This is a genomic window from Erythrobacter sp. W36 (assembly GCF_057364935.1).
In genome coordinates, this window is record NZ_CP200281.1 from 707,650 (window position 1) to 725,231 (window position 17,582).

Annotated in this window: 12 protein-coding genes; 5 read left to right on the forward strand and 7 right to left on the reverse strand. The window is 57.8% G+C overall.

Annotated features, from left to right (window positions below):
• Window positions 1-23 precede the first annotated feature (23 nt).
• Window positions 24-2,000, forward strand: coding sequence for a hypothetical protein (locus AC0V6U_RS03515; protein WP_472644830.1), 1,977 nt, complete (start codon window positions 24-26; stop codon window positions 1,998-2,000).
• A 64-nt stretch (window positions 2,001-2,064) separates the two neighbouring features.
• Here the strand turns inward: AC0V6U_RS03515 and xylA are convergent, their stop codons facing one another.
• The 5 genes from xylA to AC0V6U_RS03540 all read right to left on the reverse strand — a co-directional run bounded on the left by xylA (window position 2,065) and on the right by AC0V6U_RS03540 (window position 8,263).
• Window positions 2,065-3,378, reverse strand: a complete 1,314-nt coding sequence (gene xylA / locus AC0V6U_RS03520) for a xylose isomerase (RefSeq protein WP_472644831.1) — start codon at window positions 3,376-3,378, stop codon at window positions 2,065-2,067.
• Window positions 3,378-4,805: a xylulokinase gene (gene xylB / locus AC0V6U_RS03525; protein ID WP_472644832.1), complete on the reverse strand. Its 1,428-nt coding sequence runs from the start codon at window positions 4,803-4,805 to the stop codon at window positions 3,378-3,380. The genes xylA and xylB overlap by 1 nt, the downstream gene beginning before the upstream one ends.
• Window positions 4,805-5,656 (reverse strand): aldose 1-epimerase, encoded by an 852-nt coding sequence (locus tag AC0V6U_RS03530; RefSeq protein ID WP_472644833.1) that lies wholly within the window; start codon window positions 5,654-5,656, stop codon window positions 4,805-4,807. Before AC0V6U_RS03530 ends, xylB begins: the two co-directional genes overlap by 1 nt.
• 81 nt (window positions 5,657-5,737) lie before the next feature.
• Window positions 5,738-7,144, reverse strand: a complete 1,407-nt coding sequence (locus AC0V6U_RS03535) for a sugar porter family MFS transporter (protein WP_472645693.1) — start codon at window positions 7,142-7,144, stop codon at window positions 5,738-5,740.
• A gap of 66 nt (window positions 7,145-7,210) precedes the next feature.
• Complete coding sequence (locus tag AC0V6U_RS03540; RefSeq protein WP_472644834.1) at window positions 7,211-8,263, reverse strand: LacI family DNA-binding transcriptional regulator; 1,053 nt, start codon at window positions 8,261-8,263, stop codon at window positions 7,211-7,213.
• Between the two features lie 102 nt (window positions 8,264-8,365).
• On the opposite strand from AC0V6U_RS03540, the gene AC0V6U_RS03545 reads away from it, so the two are divergent.
• Window positions 8,366-10,777 (forward strand): glycoside hydrolase family 3 N-terminal domain-containing protein, encoded by a 2,412-nt coding sequence (locus AC0V6U_RS03545; RefSeq protein ID WP_472644835.1) that lies wholly within the window; start codon window positions 8,366-8,368, stop codon window positions 10,775-10,777.
• A 64-nt stretch (window positions 10,778-10,841) separates the two neighbouring features.
• Here AC0V6U_RS03545 and AC0V6U_RS03550 read toward each other — a convergent pair whose 3' ends face one another.
• Window positions 10,842-12,803 (reverse strand): DEAD/DEAH box helicase, encoded by a 1,962-nt coding sequence (locus AC0V6U_RS03550; protein ID WP_472644836.1) that lies wholly within the window; start codon window positions 12,801-12,803, stop codon window positions 10,842-10,844.
• A gap of 275 nt (window positions 12,804-13,078) precedes the next feature.
• Window positions 13,079-14,593, reverse strand: a complete 1,515-nt coding sequence (locus AC0V6U_RS03555) for a DUF4403 family protein (protein ID WP_486169370.1) — start codon at window positions 14,591-14,593, stop codon at window positions 13,079-13,081.
• 292 nt (window positions 14,594-14,885) lie between these two features.
• Here AC0V6U_RS03555 and AC0V6U_RS03560 point away from each other — a divergent pair, with 292 nt between their 5' ends.
• From AC0V6U_RS03560 to AC0V6U_RS03570, 3 genes are all read left to right on the forward strand, one after another.
• Complete coding sequence (locus AC0V6U_RS03560) at window positions 14,886-15,887, forward strand: hypothetical protein (protein ID WP_472644838.1); 1,002 nt, start codon at window positions 14,886-14,888, stop codon at window positions 15,885-15,887.
• Window positions 15,888-15,911: 24 nt separating this feature from the next.
• Window positions 15,912-16,388, forward strand: a complete 477-nt coding sequence (locus tag AC0V6U_RS03565; RefSeq protein WP_472644839.1) for a hypothetical protein — start codon at window positions 15,912-15,914, stop codon at window positions 16,386-16,388.
• Between the two features lie 71 nt (window positions 16,389-16,459).
• The gene (locus AC0V6U_RS03570) at window positions 16,460-17,542 is read left to right on the forward strand and encodes a hypothetical protein (protein ID WP_472644840.1); all 1,083 of its coding nucleotides are present in this window, start codon (window positions 16,460-16,462) and stop codon (window positions 17,540-17,542) included.
• The last annotated feature ends 40 nt before the right edge of the window (window positions 17,543-17,582 follow it).

Below are 17,582 nucleotides of genomic sequence, written 5' to 3' on the forward strand. Positions count from 1 at the left end.
CAAGAGCATGCTACAGCACTTTGATGGAAGTCGACAACTCACTCGCACTTGGGTTCGCCGCGCCGCCGCGCATCCTCTCAATCGGCGTGACGGGTCACCGCGAAGGGAACCCTGCCTTCAGCGACAATCGCGCGGCTATCGAACAGGCAATCGCTGCGTTGTTTGCGGGGCTTAAGGACAAGGTCGCATCTGCTCCTGAGACGAATGCAGAGCTTAGAGTGGTCACCAATCTTGCCAATGGCTGCGACCTTATGGCGGCACAGATTGCGGCGAAATTGGATGCTACCGTCATCGCGCCGTTGCCATTTGGGACCGAGGTAAACCTTGCCCTCAACATGCTCAGCACCAATTGGCAAGCTGCCACTTTGATCGCAGACGGACAGGAGCCGGAAGACAAAGCGGAGGCCGCGAATTGGCATGCACTGAGGGCTGCGCACGCGCAGGCAAACTGCTTTGAACTGTGTGACCAGGATAAGACCTTAAAGCACTATCTCACGCGTCTTACCGGCGATGCGCAGGATCACAGGCTTCTGCTGGAATTCGAGAGTCTGATCGGCAAGCGGACAAAATTGGCGAGCCGCATCACGGTCGAGCAATCAGACATCCTGCTGGCCGTTTGGGATGGGACCTCGCCAACGGCGATGGGCGGCACACGCGACACAATGGCGGAGGCTTTGGCCGCTGATGTTCCCGTGATTTGGCTCGATGCGCGTGATCCAGAGAGGCTGTGCTGGCTTGAGGATACAGGCGATTTGATGGTCTCTCACGACCATGCCATTTCAACAGATGTTGCTGGCATGATCGATAAAGTCTGCGCAAATATTGAAGAGAACTGGCAGCAGGCCGATCTGGCAAAAGAGCAATTGAACGCGGGCTCCTGGCGATCCCACTCAAAGCGCCGCTTTCACGCCTATCGCCGGATTGAAAAGATGTTCTCCGGCGAGGGGGCTCCGTTCGCCTCGATCAAGCAGAGCTACGAAACACCTGCCGAAGCGGCGAAAGGCGATGAGCAATCGATGATCGCAGCGACGTCTGATTTGCTGCAAGCCGATCAGGAATTGGCGCAATCGCTGGCGACTTCTGTGACGACCCGGTTCGCGGCCGCCGACGGAATTTCGACCTTCCTCTCGGACGCTTATCGCGGCGGCATGGTGGCTAATTTCTTGCTCTCCGCCGCAGCGATTGTCGCTGGCGCTGCCTATCTGCCGCTCGTTGATGCAGAGGGGAAATGGCCGTTTGCTTTGCTAGAGCTCACGCTGCTGCTGACGATTGTCGCGATCACCATCGCCGGTGTGCGCGGACAATGGCACAGGCGCTGGTTCCAAACGCGGCGGGTTGCAGAGTACCTACGCCACGCACCGATGATGGTGACGATCGGATGCAGCCGTCCGCTTGGACATTGGCCGTCATCGCCAGATACTTGCTGGCCAGAGCTCTACGCCCGCGAGGTGATCAAAGGAGCCGGTCTGCCGCGCCTTAAAGTGACGCACGACTATCTAAATAAGCACTTGAAGGAAGTGGTCCGGCCCTTCCTCATCGCGCAGCAGGAATACCACCGCAAAAAGGCACTTCGGCTCGAGCGCGTGCACCACAATCTCGACCGCATGTCAGAGGCCTTGTTCATCCTCGCGATCATCTCGGTCAGCGCTTATCTGCTGCTAAAATTTGGCGCGTCACTAGGCGTGCTGAGCGGCGCGGTGCCTAGCAGTGTCAGCAAACTAACCACGTTTCTAGGTGTGGCCTTCCCCACCTTAGGCGCCGCGATTGCCGGCATTCGCTATTTCGGCGATTTTGAGCGATTTGCCGCAATGTCTGATGTCGCATCGACGAAATTGGGGCGCCTCGTGCGGCGCTCTGACCTGTTGCTTGCTAGTTCGCAAAGCGATGTAAGCTATGACGACTTCGCCGACCTAACCCGCAAGATCGACGATGTCGTGACCGACGAAATCGCGAGCTGGCTATCAATCTTTGGCACGAAGAAGATATCGGTCCCGGTCTGAATTCGTTGCAGCGCGATCCGAGTTCCAATCCGGAGCCATTAGTTAATGTCCCGACATAGAAAACTCAAACCGCGCGGTTGATCAGCGTTTCAAGGTACTCCTGCCGTCCGGAAATTGGTTTCGGATTAAGCTCAGCCTTCACCGCGTGGTCTGCCACATCAGCCAGGCTCATTTCGCCGCTCATAATCTGGTTGCCGATACCGGTTTTCCAGCCTGCGTATCGGTTTGCAACGAAGTTATCGAGCTCGCCGTCTTCGATTATCTTTGCCGCTGCCAGCAGCGATTGGGCGAGCACATCGACCCCGCCGATATGCGCATAGAACAGATCTATCGCGTCGACCGATTGCCGCCGGACTTTCGCGTCAAAATTGAAACCGCCCGTTTCAAAGCCGCCGCCCTTTAGCAAGTGATACATCGCCAGCGTCATCTCGGGCACATTGTTGGGGAACTGGTCTGTGTCCCAGCCATTTTGCGGATCGCCGCGGTTAATATCGACTGACCCCATAATGCCGTAAGCATTGGCTGTCGCAATCTCATGCTCAAAGCTGTTGCCAGCCAACGTGGCATGATTGCCTTCGATATTGACCTTTATCTCGCCTTCCAGCCCATAATGTTTGAGGAAGCCGTAAACCGTCGCGGTGTCGCGGTCATACTGGTGCTTTGTTGGCTCGTGTGGCTTGGGCTCGATCAGGATCGTGCCTTCGAAACCGATCTTATGTTTGTGCTCCACCACCATGTTCATGAAGCGGCCGAGCTGGTCGAGCTCTTGTCCGATATCGGTATTGACGATCGTGTCATAGCCTTCGCGCCCGCCCCACAGGACGTAGTTTGCGCCGCCTAGACGGTTGGTGACCTCGAGCATGGAGCGGACTTGATGCGCGGCCCAGCCAAACACATCTGGATCTGGATTGGTCGCACCACCAGCGGCATAGCGCGGATGGCTGAAGAGGTTCGCGGTGCCCCACAGAAGCTGCGTCCCGGTCTCCTCGATTTTGCCCGCCATTTTGTCGGCGATGGCGTCCAACTCGCGGGTGTAGCTGGCCAGGCTATCGTGATCTGCCATCGCATCGACATCGTGGAAACAATAGAAGGGCGCACCCAGTTTGGCGAACATATCAAACGCTGCATCGAGCTTGATCTGCGCCAGTTCCGCAGTCACTGGCTCGCCGGGTTTCCATGGCCGGTCAAACGTTCCTGCACCAAAGATGTCGTGTCCCGGCCATGCGAAGCTGTGCCAATAGCAGACCGCCCAGCGCAGATGATCACGCATAGATTTGCCCAGCACCTGAGCATCTGCGTCGTAGTAGCGATAGGCGAGCGGATTGCGTGTGTTTGCACCTTCAAAAGGCACGGTTGGAAGGTCAGCGAAATAGCCCATCAGATGTCTCCAAAACTGGATTTGAGAATGGGGTAGAGCGAGCGAAATAGACGCTGCCTCTCTCCCGAATGAGGTTGCGGTGAATATTGCGCCTGCACCGGCGGTTGAGTGCAGACTTCTGCGACCGGTTCTTTGGTGATTGCCAGGCGAGCAAGTCGGGCTGCTCCGCTTGCGGGGCCAACACTCGAACCATCGCGGTAAGTGAGCGGAGTTTGCAAAATATCGGCCAAGAGCTGCGCCCAAAAAGGTGACCGCGCGCCGCCACCGATTACCGACATTTCAGCGGGGGGCGAGGGCATGGCGTGGAGGCCATCACTGAGGCCGAAGGCGACGCCTTCGAGCACCGATCTGATTAGCTCTGCTGGCCCGGTCTCGTGGGTGAGGTTGAAGAAGACGCCCTTGGCCGCCGGGTCATTGTGCGGCGTTCGTTCGCCGGAAAGATAGGGGAGGAACAGCGGAAGCTGGTCTTGATGGACTGTGCTTGCCTCTGCCGCTTTGAGCGCGCTTTCGACATCGCGAAATTGGGTCAGCCGCACCGCCCAATCGAGACATGCGGCGGCCGATAGCATGACGGTCATTGTGTGCCAACGGCCTGGCAGCGCATGGCAAAAGGCGTGCAGGCCGCTTGCCGGATTGGGTTCAAATTTTGCGCTCGCCGCGAAAATCACGCCCGAAGTGCCGAGGCTAAGGAAGGCATCGCCCGGTTCGGTTACGCCTGCTCCAACCGCGCCCGCCGCTTGGTCGCCGCCGCCGCCCGCCACTGGGACGCACGGCAGGCCGAGTTCGTCGGCGACTTCGTGGTTCAGGGTGCCCGATATTGCATCACCCTCGATAAGGGCTGGCATGTGACTTTCGTTAAGGCCGGTCGCTTCAAGCATGGCTGGCGACCAGCGGCGGCTTCCCACATCCAGCCACAATGTGCCCGATGCATCAGACATCTCGGTGACTTTCTCGCCAGTCAGCAAGAGGCGAAGGTAGTCCTTTGGCAGAAGGACTGTCGCGGTTTGCTCAAAGACCGCTGGCTCATTCGCGCGCAGCCATGCGAGTTTAGGGGCGGTAAATCCGGGCATGGCAAGGTTGCCCGTGTGCTGCTGAGCAAGCGCATCAAGATCGCCGCATTCAGCCGCGCTGCGGCCGTCGTTCCACAAAATCGCCGGACGGAGCATTTTGTCATATTTGTCGAGCAGAACTGCGCCGTGCATCTGCCCAGACATGCCAATCCCGCGAACTTGGCTGCGCAATGCACTTCGCAGTCCGCCAATCGCAATCTTGGTCGCTTCCCACCAATCATCGGGGTTTTGCTCAGACCACAGGGCTTGCGGGCGCTGGACCGTTAGAGGCGCAGTGTCTTGTGCCAGAACTGCGCCTTCGTCATCGACGATTACGGTCTTTACACCGGAGGTCCCGAGATCAATGCCAAGCCACATCAGATGGTCTCCTGCAAAGCAAAGCGGCATTCGATTTCCATGCTTTCACCGGGGAGAAGCATCTTAAGGCCTGTCTTATCATGGCTCAGGCTGCTGTTCACCGCATCGGGAACGTGGCTGACGGGTTCGACGCAGAAGAAGTCTTCTCCAGCCGGGCAATAAACATGGGTGAAGGGCAATTTGGCGGACGGGTGCATGGTTAGCCGGTGCGTAGGCCAAGCGATCTCGATCACATCGCGGCGCCCGGTGTAGCAATTGTCCAATGGCGGTCCTGTGAGCCATTCAGGCTGGTTTGAGAGCGTGCGGTGCGAGCTTGGTAGCCGGTCAGCTCCATTCTCCCACAAGCCGCCGATATCTGCTCTAAGCCGTGCGCCTGCCCTTGGGAAATATGGGTGCAGGCCCAGTCCAGCGGGCATCGGTGTTTCTGCCAGATTTGTAATCGCCATCTTGTGGAGATAACCATCGGCGCGAGCTGTGATTTCTTGGCGCGCTTCAAAGCTCCATGGCCACACCGCGCCGTCATGATGCAGCGTCAATATCGCGCTGCTAGAGGAGCTTTGTGTGACCGCCCACGGGCTAACCCAGCCAAGACCGTGCAGGGCGTGCTCCGGGTCAGCGTCCTTGTGCAGTAACGGGATCGAACTGGTGCCCGAGCCGACTGGCAGTTGGCCATGCGCGATCCTGTTGCAGAACGGGACCATCGGGAAGCTTGCGAGCGCAAGCGGATCGCTGCCACCAGTATAAGGCCTGAACACATCATGCCCTTGCCAGGCGAACGCGGCGATCCCCCCGCCGAGCCAAGGCGACAGGCTGAGCTGGGTTGCTCCGCATGTCAGCTCTAGCAATTGCATGACGAGCTGCCTTTTGCCTGTGCCGGTTGCATCTGTGGAGCGCCGCCATGTTCAGCAGGAAGAGGCACAGCCTTCCCCATCTTAGCCCTCCATTGCCTCAAGTTCTTTGCCAGCTGTCTCTGCGACCATCTTCGCTACGAAGATCACGGAAAGGAGCGCGGCAAGGGCATAGAAGCCATAAGTAATTGGCAGGCCAACATTGCTCAGGAGCCATGGGAAGCTCATGATGATAAGGAAGTTTGCCGTCCATTGAGCGAAGCCGGAAACCGCCAATCCAGAGCCGCGGATTTGATTGGGGAACATCTCGCCCAGCATGACCCACATTACCGGCCCCCAGCTGAAGTTGAACGCGACAACATAGGCGTTGGCGGCAATCAAAGCGGCGAGGCCCGCGCCATCGGACAGGACCAGTTCTCCATTGACCAGTGAGCCTGATGCGAAGGCCAGAGCCATGACGGTGAGGCCAATCGCCATTCCGACTGACCCGATCAGCAGCAATGGTTTGCGCCCAATCCTGTCGATCAATGCGATTGCCAGGAAGACCGCACCGATTGAGAGAGCGCCTGACAAGACATTGATCTTGAGAGCGTCATTTTCCGTAAAGCCAACCGCCTGCCAGAGCACAGCACCATAGTAAAACACGATGTTGATGCCCACGAGCTGTTGGAAGGTTGCGAGCCCAACACCTACCCAAACAATGGTCCGGATCTTACCAGTTTGGCTGGAGATAAGGTCCGATAGTCTTGGTTGGTGATCTCCGGCGAGGCTGTCGCGAATTTCTTGGAGTTTGGCGGGAACATTGGCGTCCCCAAGCAACAGGCCGAGGGTCAGTTTCGCCTGTTGTTCACGCCCTTTTGCGACCAGGAATCGCGGGCTTTCAGGGATGAAAAACAGCAGAATCAGAAATAAAGTGGCGGGCAGCAATTCTGCCCAGAACATCCAGCGCCATGCCTCAAATCCGCCCCAGACCTGCTCTTGGCTGCCGCCCGCAAACTCAGCGAGAAAGTAGTTGGAAAGAAACGCGGCGGTCAGGCCGATGATGATCATCACTTGCTGGATTGATGACAGCCGCCCACGCTTATCTGCTGGGGCGACTTCGGAGATATAGGCCGGTGCGATCACACTGGCCGCGCCAACCGCTAGACCGCCGATTATGCGCGCGATGACGAAGGTGGTGGCATCGCCAGCGATCCCAGAACCCCATGCGGATACGATAAAAAAGACCGCTGCAATCAAGAGTACGGCGCGCCGTCCGATCTTGTCAGACAAACGGCCAGCGACGAACGCGCCAACTGCGCAGCCGAGCAGCATAGAAGCGACATTGAAGCCGGTGCCGACGCTGGTCGAATTGAAAGCGTTTTGCAGGCCGTCGACGGTGCCGTTGATTACTCCGCTATCGAATCCGAACAAAAACCCGCCGAGCGTCGCCACTGATACAATCAGAAAGACAAAGCGCGCGTTCTCCGTTGTTGCCTTACTGTCCACCAGAATCCTCTCCCAAAGATATTATCGAGAAGTATGTTAGCGGTAACGAAAAGAATGTCCAACCCAAACTTATGGATTGGTAGGGGCGGATGAGCCACGCTCGATCAGGCGGCATTCGTGCGTGTGCTGAAACCGGTGTTCCGCACTGGCTTGCTCGCCCTGACCAACCTTGCTCAACACCAAGTTGAAGGCGGACTTCGCCATCGCACTCACGGGTTGATCAATGGTGGTCAGTTCTGGCCAGACGGAAATCGCAGACGGGCTGTTGTCAAAGCCAACAACGGTTAGTTCTTCGGGCACTGACAGGCCATGCCGATGCGCGACACCGATGGTCGCAGCGGCCATATCGTCATTGCTCGCGAAAATTGCACTGGGCCGGGGCGTGGATGTTAACAAGCGCTCTGCTGCGGTCACTCCGGAGCGGTAAGTGTAATGCCCCTCTGCCACCCAGTTTGGATCGATCTTGATTTGCGCTTCGGCCATCGCCTTGCGAAATCCACGCTCCCGCATAGTGCTCGACATTTGGTCTGGTGACCCTTTGATAAAACCGATGCTTCGGTGTCCCAACTCGATCAGATATTGGGTCATTGCTTTAGATGCCGTTTCATCTTCAATATTGATATCATTATGTTTTTGATCCACATTGCCATTGGCAACGGTCGCGACTGGTATGTCTAACTCTTCGAAGATCGAGAGAATTTCAGGCGCAGAAGATGTAGGCGGCGGCAGGATTACACCGGCAATACCAGCCTTTGCCAGACGCATGGCCGAGGCCACGTGGGCGGCTGGCGTGTTGTCATCGCAGATGTCGACGATCAAATGATTGTCGCTCGCCTGAGCCGCCTCCAAAGCGCCCCTTAAGAACCGCCCAAGATAGCTGTCTGACGGGTTGGCGTAGATCAGGCCAATATGAACATCGGCGCCCTTCGCTAAGCGCCGGGCCGAGCGATTGGGCTGATAATTGAGCGCGCTAACGGCCTTAAGGACATTCTGTCTGGTGGCGTCGCGCACACCACTTTCCGCGTTCATTACCCGCGATACAGTCATCGCCGACACGCCAGCTTGGCGCGCGACATCATCGATTGTTACCGTTTGCCGATTTCGCCGCCGTGTTCGTGCCATAGTGTCCCTCGCTGATAGTGACTAGCGGTCAGTGAGGGGCATTGCAATGCTGAGCCTTCGACGTATGATAGCGCTATCATTTTGAGAGGTGAGGGTGGTGATATGCGCATTTTTCTGAAGCGAGCGGCTTGCTGCGCTGCGGTTGTCGGATTGTTCGGGACCGTGGCTGCCTATCCGACTGCCGCGGTGAGCCAACAGGGCGCGAGCGTTGAGCTGGCGATTTACAAAGACGCGGGCGCTCCCATCGAAGGCCGGATCGAGGATCTGCTGACGCGGATGACGCTGGAAGAGAAGGTCGCGCAAATGCTCACGATCTGGGAGCAGAAAGAGAAGGTGCAGACCCCGGAAGGCGATTTCGATCCCGCAAAGGCCAGCGCAAGTTTTCCCAATGGCATTGGTATGATCGCCCGCCCATCAGATTTTCGCGGCGTTGACCAATCGAACGCAGGCGATGCCGGAGCTTCGGCTGAGGGACGAAATCGCACAGCGCGCGAAACCGTCGACTATGTCAATGCGGCGCAGCGTTGGGCCATGAATGAAACGCGACTTGGCATTCCTATTCTCATGCATGAAGAGGGGCTGCACGGTTACGTCGCGCGTGGCGCCACCAGCTTTCCGCAGGCGATCGGATTGGCCAGCACCTGGGACCCCCGCCTGGTTGAGCAGGTCTACAGCGTAGCGTCTCGTGAAATGCGCTCGCGCGGGGCGCAGTTGGCGCTTTCCCCCGTAGTCGACATTGCCCGCGATGCGCGCTGGGGCCGGATCGAGGAGACCTACGGAGAGGATCCATACCTCGTTTCGGAAATTGGACTTGCGGCGATCCGCGGGTTCCAGGGAAGGGAACTGCCACTTGCCAACGACAAAGTGCTGGTCACTCTGAAGCATATGACGGGTCACGGACAGCCGGAAAGCGGCACTAATGTCGCGCCAGCAGAACTGAGCGAACACACTTTGCGAACCTACTTCTTTCCGCCGTTTGAGCGGGCGGTGAAGGAAGCCAACGTGCTCTCGGTGATGCCGTCCTATAATGAGATTGGCGCTGTGCCGAGCCATGCCAATGGCTGGCTGCTCAACTCGGTTCTCAAGGAAGAATGGGGTTTCAAAGGGGCGGTGGTGAGCGACTATTTCGCGATACGTGAAATGGTCACCCGCCATCAAATGCTCGAGGATGCAGAGCAAGCCGCAGAACGCGCCATCAAAGCGGGCGTAGACAATGAGATGGCCGATGCGGACACGTTTCTCACGCTGCCCGACCTTGTGGCGCAGGGGCGGGTTGATGTCGCTCTGATCGATGAAGCGGTCCGCCGTATCCTGAGGCTGAAATTCACCGCTGGCATGTTTGAGAACCCCTATGCCGATGCGGACTATGCAGAGCGGATTGAGGCCAATGACGAAGCTATTGCGCTCGCTCGCGAATCTGCGCGCAAATCGATGGTCTTGCTTAAAAACGACGGCCTGCTGCCATTGAGTGCGGACGGAATCGACAAGTTACTCGTCGTCGGGACACATGCGAAAGACACGCCGCTTGGCGGCTACAGCGATATTCCTCGCAAAGTTGTGAGCGTGCTTGATGGGCTGGAAAGCGCGGCCAGCGGGGAATTCGAGGTCGCATACTCCGAGGGTGTTCGGATCACGGAAAGCCGGGTCTGGGCGGCTGATCCCGTCGATCTCGTTCCCGAAGAAGAGAACCGCCGTTTGATCGCAGAGGCCGTCAAGGCGGCCGAAGATGCTGACGTCATCGTCATGGTCATCGGCGGCAATGAGCAGACCAGCAGAGAAGCTTGGGCAACGACGCACCTTGGGGACCGGACCGATATCACCTTGGTCGGTCAGCAAATGGACCTGGCCCGCGCAATGCTGGCCACGGGCAAGCCGGTGGTGGCGGTGCTGCTCAATGGCCGTCCGCCATCGATTGTCGAGCTAAACCAAAAGGCCCCTGCGATCATTGAGGGCTGGTACCTTGGCCAAGAGACCGGGAATGCGGTCGCCGATGTCTTGTTTGGCAAGTCCAATCCCGGCGGCAAGATGCCGGTCACAGTCGCTCAAAATGTTGGGCAACTCCCAGTGTTTTACAATCACAAACCCCAGGCACGGCGCGGCTATTTGTTTGCCAGCAAAGAGCCTTTGTACCCCTTTGGCTTTGGCCTCAGCTATACGAACTTTGACATTTCCGCGCCGCGAGTGGTGGGCGAGGCGCATTCAACTTCGGATACCGTCGGGGTCGAGGTTTCAGTCAAGAATACGGGGCAGGTTGCGGGCGACGAAGTCGTGCAATTGTATCTGCGAGACGTCCATGCCTCGGTCACCACCCCGGTGAAGCAGCTGGTCAGATTTAAGCGCGTCACTCTGCAATCAGGCGAGGAACGCGCCCTCCACTTCGATCTCAAACCAGCCGATTTCAGCCTCTGGAACGACAGGATGGAGCGGGTGGTAGAGCCGGGTAAATTTGTCCTGATGGCGGGCGGCAACAGCCGTGATGTGAAGCAGGCAGAGCTGATGTTGGCGGCAGACTAAGGAGATGCTTCACTAGGCATTCGACACGCGGTCTTTTGTGGTTGGGACGTCTCGGTCAAGAAGGTCAGGCCCGAAAGGTGAGCCTGCGACGTGTTTTGGCCATTTTAGCCGATCTCTTCACCTTACTTCGAATACTTCTGCTTCTTAAACGGCTTTCCAGGCCCATTAGCGGCATTTTGGTGCGCAGCTGCCTTGCGCGGCCCTTTTGCCGCTCCAGCGCCCTCATTTCGAGGTTTTTCTCAAAGCTCTCGCTTTTTCGGTCGTCGCCGCCTTTGCGGAATTTCTTGGGTTTGCCCTTGTTTTTCTCTTTGCCGCCATGGGCGGGCTTCGCCTTAACGCGTGGTCCGCGATCGCTGTCGCGCGGGCCTGAGTGAGACTTGCGATTGCGCCTAGCGGTGTCACGCGGGCCGTGATCAGACGCTTCGATTAGGATGTTGTCCTGGTCGTCACCACTATCGCTGACAGAGCCGGCGCTGCGCTCGATAGCGGCGGCGAATTTGTCGGCTATGGTGCGCGGAATTTGGAAGAACGTCTCGCTTTGGCCGATGCGGATCGCTCCGATCTCGTTGCGCGTCACGTGCCCGCGGCGGCAAATCAGCGGCATGACCCAGCGCGGGCCAGCGTTTTGCCGACGCCCAATATTCATGCGGAACCAGACGGTGTCCTCGAAGCCCGGGCGATGCGTGTCTTTCTGGGCTGCGCGGCGGGCCTCTGGGGTGTTTTCGATCAAATCTTCGGGTTCAGGCAGCTTTGAACGGTGCGCTTGCACCAGCATGGCTGCTATCTCTTCGGGCGTGCGCTCGGCTAGGAGTTTGCTCGCAAGCTCCTGATTAGCTTCATCCATTTCGATCGGTTGGAGCAATTTCTCGAGCAGACGCTCATGATCCTTGGCCCGGATCGCCTCCGGGCGAGGGGCGTCGGTCCAATTGGCTTCAATTTTGGCCGATTTCAGCATGGAATCGACCCTGCGGCGGCGGGAAAACGGCACGATAAGCACTGCCGTACCCTTCTTGCCTGCGCGCCCGGTGCGGCCAGAACGGTGCTGAAGCGCCTGCGCATCGCGCGGAATTTCGACGTGGACGACTAGGCTGAGAGTAGGAAGATCGATCCCGCGCGCGGCAACATCTGTGGCCACGCAGACCCGCGCGCGCTTGTCGCGCAGCGCCTGAAGCGCTTGATTGCGTTCTTGCTGCGAGTGTTCCCCGGAAAGGGCAACAACGGCAAATCCGCGTTCTTGCAAGGTGGCGTGCAAATGACGAACCTTGTCCCGTGTCGCACAGAAAAGGATCGCCGTTTCCGCCTCGTGATAGCGGAGCAAGTTGACCACTGAGTTCTCAATTTCAGTCGGAGAGACGGTGATGGCCTGATACTCAATATCGCCATGACCGCGCTGCTGACTGATGGTGGCAATCCGCAGGGAATTGATTTGATAGCGCCGCGCCAAGGCTTCAATTGGGCGCGGCATTGTCGCAGAAAACAATAAGGTACGGCGCGAAGTTGGTGTCGCGTCGAGGATGCTTTCGAGTTCCTCACGAAAGCCCATGTCGAGCATTTCGTCGGCTTCATCGAGGACGATGGTGGCCAGCGCAGAGAGGTCAAGCGCGCCGCGTTCCAAATGGTCGCGGAGGCGGCCGGGCGTGCCGACAACGATGGTTGCGCCCGCGCGCAAAGCGCGGCGTTCTTGCGATGGGTTCATCCCGCCAACGCAGGTTGCGATGCGCGCGCCAGCCTTGCTGTACAGCCAGCCGAGCTCGCGGCTCACCTGAAGCGCAAGTTCGCGCGTCGGTGCAATAACGAGCGCCATCGGTGAGGGTGCGCCGCGCAAGGCACCGTTTTCGTCAAGCAGTTCGCCCGCCATAGCTAGGCCGAATGCGACCGTCTTGCCAGAGCCGGTTTGCGCGGAGACGACCAGATCTCGGCCAAGTGCGTCAGGCTTTAGCACCGCCTCTTGCACAGGGGTTGGGGCATCATAATCGCGTTCTGAAAGGGCCGCCTGCAGGCAGGCTGGAAGGTCTGGAAAACTCATGAATTGATCTCAAATGCAGATGCGCGCAGAGGTGCGCGCAGCGGCCCTGATTGGCCGGTTAAATGGGGATTGTGGGTAATGGGCGCACGGCGCCCGCAATCTGTTGCGCCTGCCCATACGCGCCTTCGCGGCGTTTGGCTTGCAAAAACTTCTTTCGGCGTCGTCTTGCAGGAAATACGAGCGCGCTGAACGCAAATTTAGGCGCGAAACGCGCTATTGCCAGAAATCACATAAGAAGATAGATATAAATGTTTGAATAAAATAGTTAAATTTGTCTATTTTGATGCGAGAGTACTGGTAACGGAGCCTGACGCGGTAACGGGCATAAAAAGACCCTCAGCAGTGGGTGTGATTTGGCCATGAGATAGGTCTGAGATATCAAACGACAGATTGAAGTCACCCGCCTTAATCGACCTCACACCTTCCTTAGCTTTCCCAATCACTGAATTGTAATCATTGCTGAAGTCCTCAACCAACGATCGCTCGATTTCCTGCTTTACTTCATCGCTGGCCATGATCCGAACCAGCAAATCTCCGACTGCTGTGTCCATGTCGCCGAACACTTGCAGGTCTTCGATCCGGACGACCTGGCTGTCTGGTTCGCTCACTGGCAATCCAGTCAACCAAATGGTCCCTTTCGCTCGTCCCCAAATTCGGTCCGTCAAATTACCAATAGGCTCGACCTGAGCCTCAATCCCAACCGCCAGCCTGCCGCCTTCGGCTGCATAAAGTGTGACGTTTTCAAATTCGAGATCGAGCTGGCCGAGTTCTTCTTTTGCGATGCCGCGCTCTGCCACTCGTTTGAGCGCGCGCAGGATCACCGGTTCAAGCTGATCGTAATTGGCGAGCACAGGCAGGGTGACCTCAAAACCGGTGTCGCGAGTGATGCCAGCATTGCTGCCCAGATTTTTGCGCTCCGGCACTGCTGGCTTATCGCCAACGAAAATTCCTAGCTTCGCGCGCAGCATAGCCTGAGCAGTGACACGGCGAGCGGATACACGCAGATTGCCCGCGCCGATCGCAGTGGGGTTGAGCTGCATCCATACTGGCGGATTGTCCGCATTCAGCGACAATGTTGTGAAACCTTGATTCCAGAGCTGGGCCACTTGCGGGCGCAGATTAAGCGCTGAAAGCTCACGTTCGAGAGTTTTCTCTGCTTTCGCGAGAATGGGGGCGAGTTCAGCATTGGCGCGCCGGGTAAAACGGATGCGTTGTCCCAGAACATCGATCCCAGGCTCCTTAGACCATTGATAAGAAACGCGAACATCGGGCTTTAAGCGCCAATTCTGCGCGATTGCGACCCGCGCAGTCAGCCGAACGTTGGCTGCAGCCGTCGCGGTCTCACGCTTGATGATACCTCCGACATCGCGTGCCTGAATTTCCGCTGCGACCGGGAAACTGACGCTCAGGGTGTTGCCGCGCCCGGACAGGCGCATTGGTCCGCGCCGAATTTGCCCGACCAGCTGGCAGCTGATTTTTGGGGTTCGCCCGATTTCCCTACCAAGCACCCGGATGGTTTCGCGCGGAATGCACTCCTCGATCTGCTCATCGATCGTGTAAAGCGTGCGGGGCACCTCGCGCTCGAGCGAGCGGCGGATCGTTTCCAATGGAACGCCGAGTTCTGTGACCAAGACTGATTCTTCGGTCGGATATTGCGCCGCTGGCTCCATCCGGGCCGGGGCAGGGGCCTCAACAATCCGAATGTGGAACCAAATGAGATAGGCGGCAACAACGCCGATCAAAGCGACGATGAAGCCAAGCAAAACCAAAAGCTTATGCTTGGTCTGCATGCTTCCAGCCCGGCCCAAGAGCGATTGAGTGTCTGCGGTCCCCATTTCCAGCGATTGTAAGCGGTTTGAGCGCGCAAGGCCACTGGCGGCGTTAGTCGCGCTGAAAAAGTCGCGCAAACGCCAGATATCAGGCGAGTTTTGGTAAATTCCGAGTGAAGATCCGGCTCAAAGCGCTGAACGCCAGGTTAACCGCGTCGTTAAAGTGTTAAATCTTGTTTCAAATGGCAGGAAACCGCCGTTTTTCGCCGACTCCAAACAGTTCGTTAACCATTACTGCGTATTTGTCCTACGTATGAATACACAGAACCCATTTAAGCCCGCTTTGGCTAACACGTTCACCTCGGCTCTCGCCCTAGGTGCATTTTCACTCATTGCAGTGGCTCCGGCGCATGCCGCAGGGGTCGATGCAGGCACGCTGATCGAGAACACCGCGACGGCGACCTACGAGGACGGGAATGGCCCGCAAACGGTCGATTCCAACACCGTCACGGTGCTGGTCGATGAATTGCTCGATGTGACCGTCACCTCCCTGGACTCCGGTCCGGTGGGCACTACGCCTGGTGATGCGGTGCTCACGTTCGAGCTGACCAACCAAGGCAATGGCCCAGAGGCGTTTGAGCTGACCGCTGATCCAGCGGTCGCTGGCAACGACTTCGATACGACAATTGATGGCATTGCGGTCGATACGAACGGCAACGGTACATACGATCCGGGCGTCGACCAAATCTTGACGGGTCCAGAAACGACCGCTGTGCTTGATGCAGACGACACGCTGACGGTCTTCGTACTGGTCACCGTGCCTGCTGGCGCGACCGACACGCAAGAGAGCGATGTTGAGCTGACAGCGGAAGCGGTCACTGGCACGGGCGCACCGGGAACCAGCTTCTCTGGCCAAGGTGTGAGCGGCGGCGATGCGATCGTCGGCAGCACTGGCGCCGATGCAACCGCAACGGGTTCACTGCTGGTTGGAATCACAACAGTCGATCTCGTTAAGTCTGCGACCATCGCCGATCCATTTGGCGGTACCAGCGCGGTTCCGGGATCGGTCGTGACCTTCACCATTTCCGCTGAAGTCACCGGCAGTGGCTCTGTCGACGACCTGACGGTCACCGACGCGTTCCCGACCGACACAACTTACGTGCCCGGCTCTCTCACATTGGCAGGCGGCGCTTTGACCGATGCCAGCGGCGATGACGCGGGCGAGGCCAGCGCGACCGGGATCAGCGTCGATCTCGGCACGGTCGCGGGCGGCACCACCCAGGCAATCACTTTCGATGTCACCATTGATCAATAAGAAAATAGACAAGGGTCTGATACAATGAAACTTCTTGGACAAATTTGCGCAGCTCTGATGGTTATTGCCGTCCCAGCTGCTCCTGCAATCGCTCAAGGCAACCCAATTGTCTTGTCTGGCGACGTTATGGCTGTGAAGACCAGCACTGACGCTGCTGGAAACGAGCAGACCGAATTGGTTGAGCCCAATGTTATCGTACCGGGTGATCGTTTGATCTTCGGCACCGATTACAACAATTCTGGCTCTAAGACGGTGACTGACTTTGTCGTCACCAACCCACTCCCAGGCGCCGTTGCGCTGGCATCTGATGCTGACGCTGAACTGACCGTGTCAGTTGACGGCGGCAACACTTGGGGCGTGCTTAGCTCTTTGACCGTGACCGGCGAGGACGGCGCAAGCCGCGCTGCGCAGCACGGCGATGTCACACATGTTCGATGGACGCTTGCCTCGGTTGCACCGGGTGAAACGGGCCGTCTCGAATATCCAGCAATCATTCGCTGAACAGCGAAAGATAACCGCCAAGCCTTGCGGGCGGAATTCATGACGCAGGGCACACGCAGAGGAACTCCAACATGAGACCAACCACCCAATTGCTGGGTGCCGTCAGTGCGGTTGCGCTCGTTGCGATGAGCAGCGCGCCAGCTTTTGCTGAGGGAACCACAGCCGGTGACTCGATCACCAACAACGTCTCCGTAGCCTATCAGGTTGGCGGCGTTAATCAAACTGAAGCAACCGCGTCAGACACGTTCACGGTTGACCGCAAGGTCGATGTCGTTGTCGACTTCACTGGCACCAGCAACACCTCGGTGTCGCCTGGTGAGCAGAACGTTGTGCTCGCATTTGATGTGACCAACTTGTCGAACGACGTAGTCGACCTCGATCTGGCTGCGGCCTTGAACGCAGGTACAGGCGCGAACATCGCCAACTTCGAGATCTATCTCGATGCTGACGGCGACGGCGCATTGAGTGCAGCTGAACTGTCTGCTGGTCCGATCACCTTCCTCGACGAAGTCGCGGCTGATGATGGAACCGGCACTGAGACGGTCGAAGTCCTCGTAGTTGCCGATATCGGTCTTGCTGCGACGGATGGCGACACCTTTGACGTTGTTCTGACGGCAAATGCCTTCAACAGCGGCAATGTTGGCTCGCTCGGCACAACAGAACTGACCGATACTGCTGGTGCAAACACCGCAGGTGTGGACACGGTTCTGGCTGACGGTGCTGGTACAACCGATAGCGCCAACCAAGGCGACTTCTCGGATCTTGGTACATATGAAGTGGCTGCGGCTGCTGTCACTGTTGCCAAAACCAGCTCGATCATCAGTGATCCAGTGAACAACACGACCAACCCGAAAGCCATCCCTGGTGCAATTATCGAATATTGCATCACGGTAGCTAACGGTTCGGGCGCGGCGACTGCCACCAGCGTTAACGTGAACGACTTGCTGCCAGGCGATGTGACGTTTGTCCCAGCGTTCGGCATCTTCGTTGACGGCGATGCGGCTTGCACCGGCGGCGCCAACGGCGTCCCAGGCGGCGACGCTTCGTTTAGCGCGGGCACTGGCCCAAGCGGCGAAGACGAAGTCTCCGGTACGCTGAGCGATATTTTGGCTGGCCAAACGCGCTCGCTCTACTTCCGCGTCGAAATCGACTGATAGAGCGGACTTAGACTTTGCGTGTAGCCCTCTCTCTAAG

What these genes read in the sequence shown, in the direction of transcription:
- AC0V6U_RS03515 (WP_472644830.1), top strand. Translation starts at nt 24, where the DNA reads ATGGAAGTCGACAACTCACTCGCACTTGGGTTCGCCGCGCCGCCGCGC.
- xylA (WP_472644831.1), bottom strand. Translation starts at nt 3,378, where the DNA reads ATGGGCTATTTCGCTGACCTTCCAACCGTGCCTTTTGAAGGTGCAAAC.
- xylB (WP_472644832.1), bottom strand. Translation starts at nt 4,805, where the DNA reads ATGTGGCTTGGCATTGATCTCGGGACCTCCGGTGTAAAGACCGTAATC.
- AC0V6U_RS03530 (WP_472644833.1), bottom strand. Translation starts at nt 5,656, where the DNA reads ATGCAATTGCTAGAGCTGACATGCGGAGCAACCCAGCTCAGCCTGTCG.
- AC0V6U_RS03540 (WP_472644834.1), bottom strand. Translation starts at nt 8,263, where the DNA reads ATGGCACGAACACGGCGGCGAAATCGGCAAACGGTAACAATCGATGAT.
- AC0V6U_RS03545 (WP_472644835.1), top strand. Translation starts at nt 8,366, where the DNA reads ATGCGCATTTTTCTGAAGCGAGCGGCTTGCTGCGCTGCGGTTGTCGGA.
- AC0V6U_RS03550 (WP_472644836.1), bottom strand. Translation starts at nt 12,803, where the DNA reads ATGAGTTTTCCAGACCTTCCAGCCTGCCTGCAGGCGGCCCTTTCAGAA.
- AC0V6U_RS03555 (WP_486169370.1), bottom strand. Translation starts at nt 14,593, where the DNA reads ATGCAGACCAAGCATAAGCTTTTGGTTTTGCTTGGCTTCATCGTCGCT.
- AC0V6U_RS03560 (WP_472644838.1), top strand. Translation starts at nt 14,886, where the DNA reads ATGAATACACAGAACCCATTTAAGCCCGCTTTGGCTAACACGTTCACC.
- AC0V6U_RS03565 (WP_472644839.1), top strand. Translation starts at nt 15,912, where the DNA reads ATGAAACTTCTTGGACAAATTTGCGCAGCTCTGATGGTTATTGCCGTC.
- AC0V6U_RS03570 (WP_472644840.1), top strand. Translation starts at nt 16,460, where the DNA reads ATGAGACCAACCACCCAATTGCTGGGTGCCGTCAGTGCGGTTGCGCTC.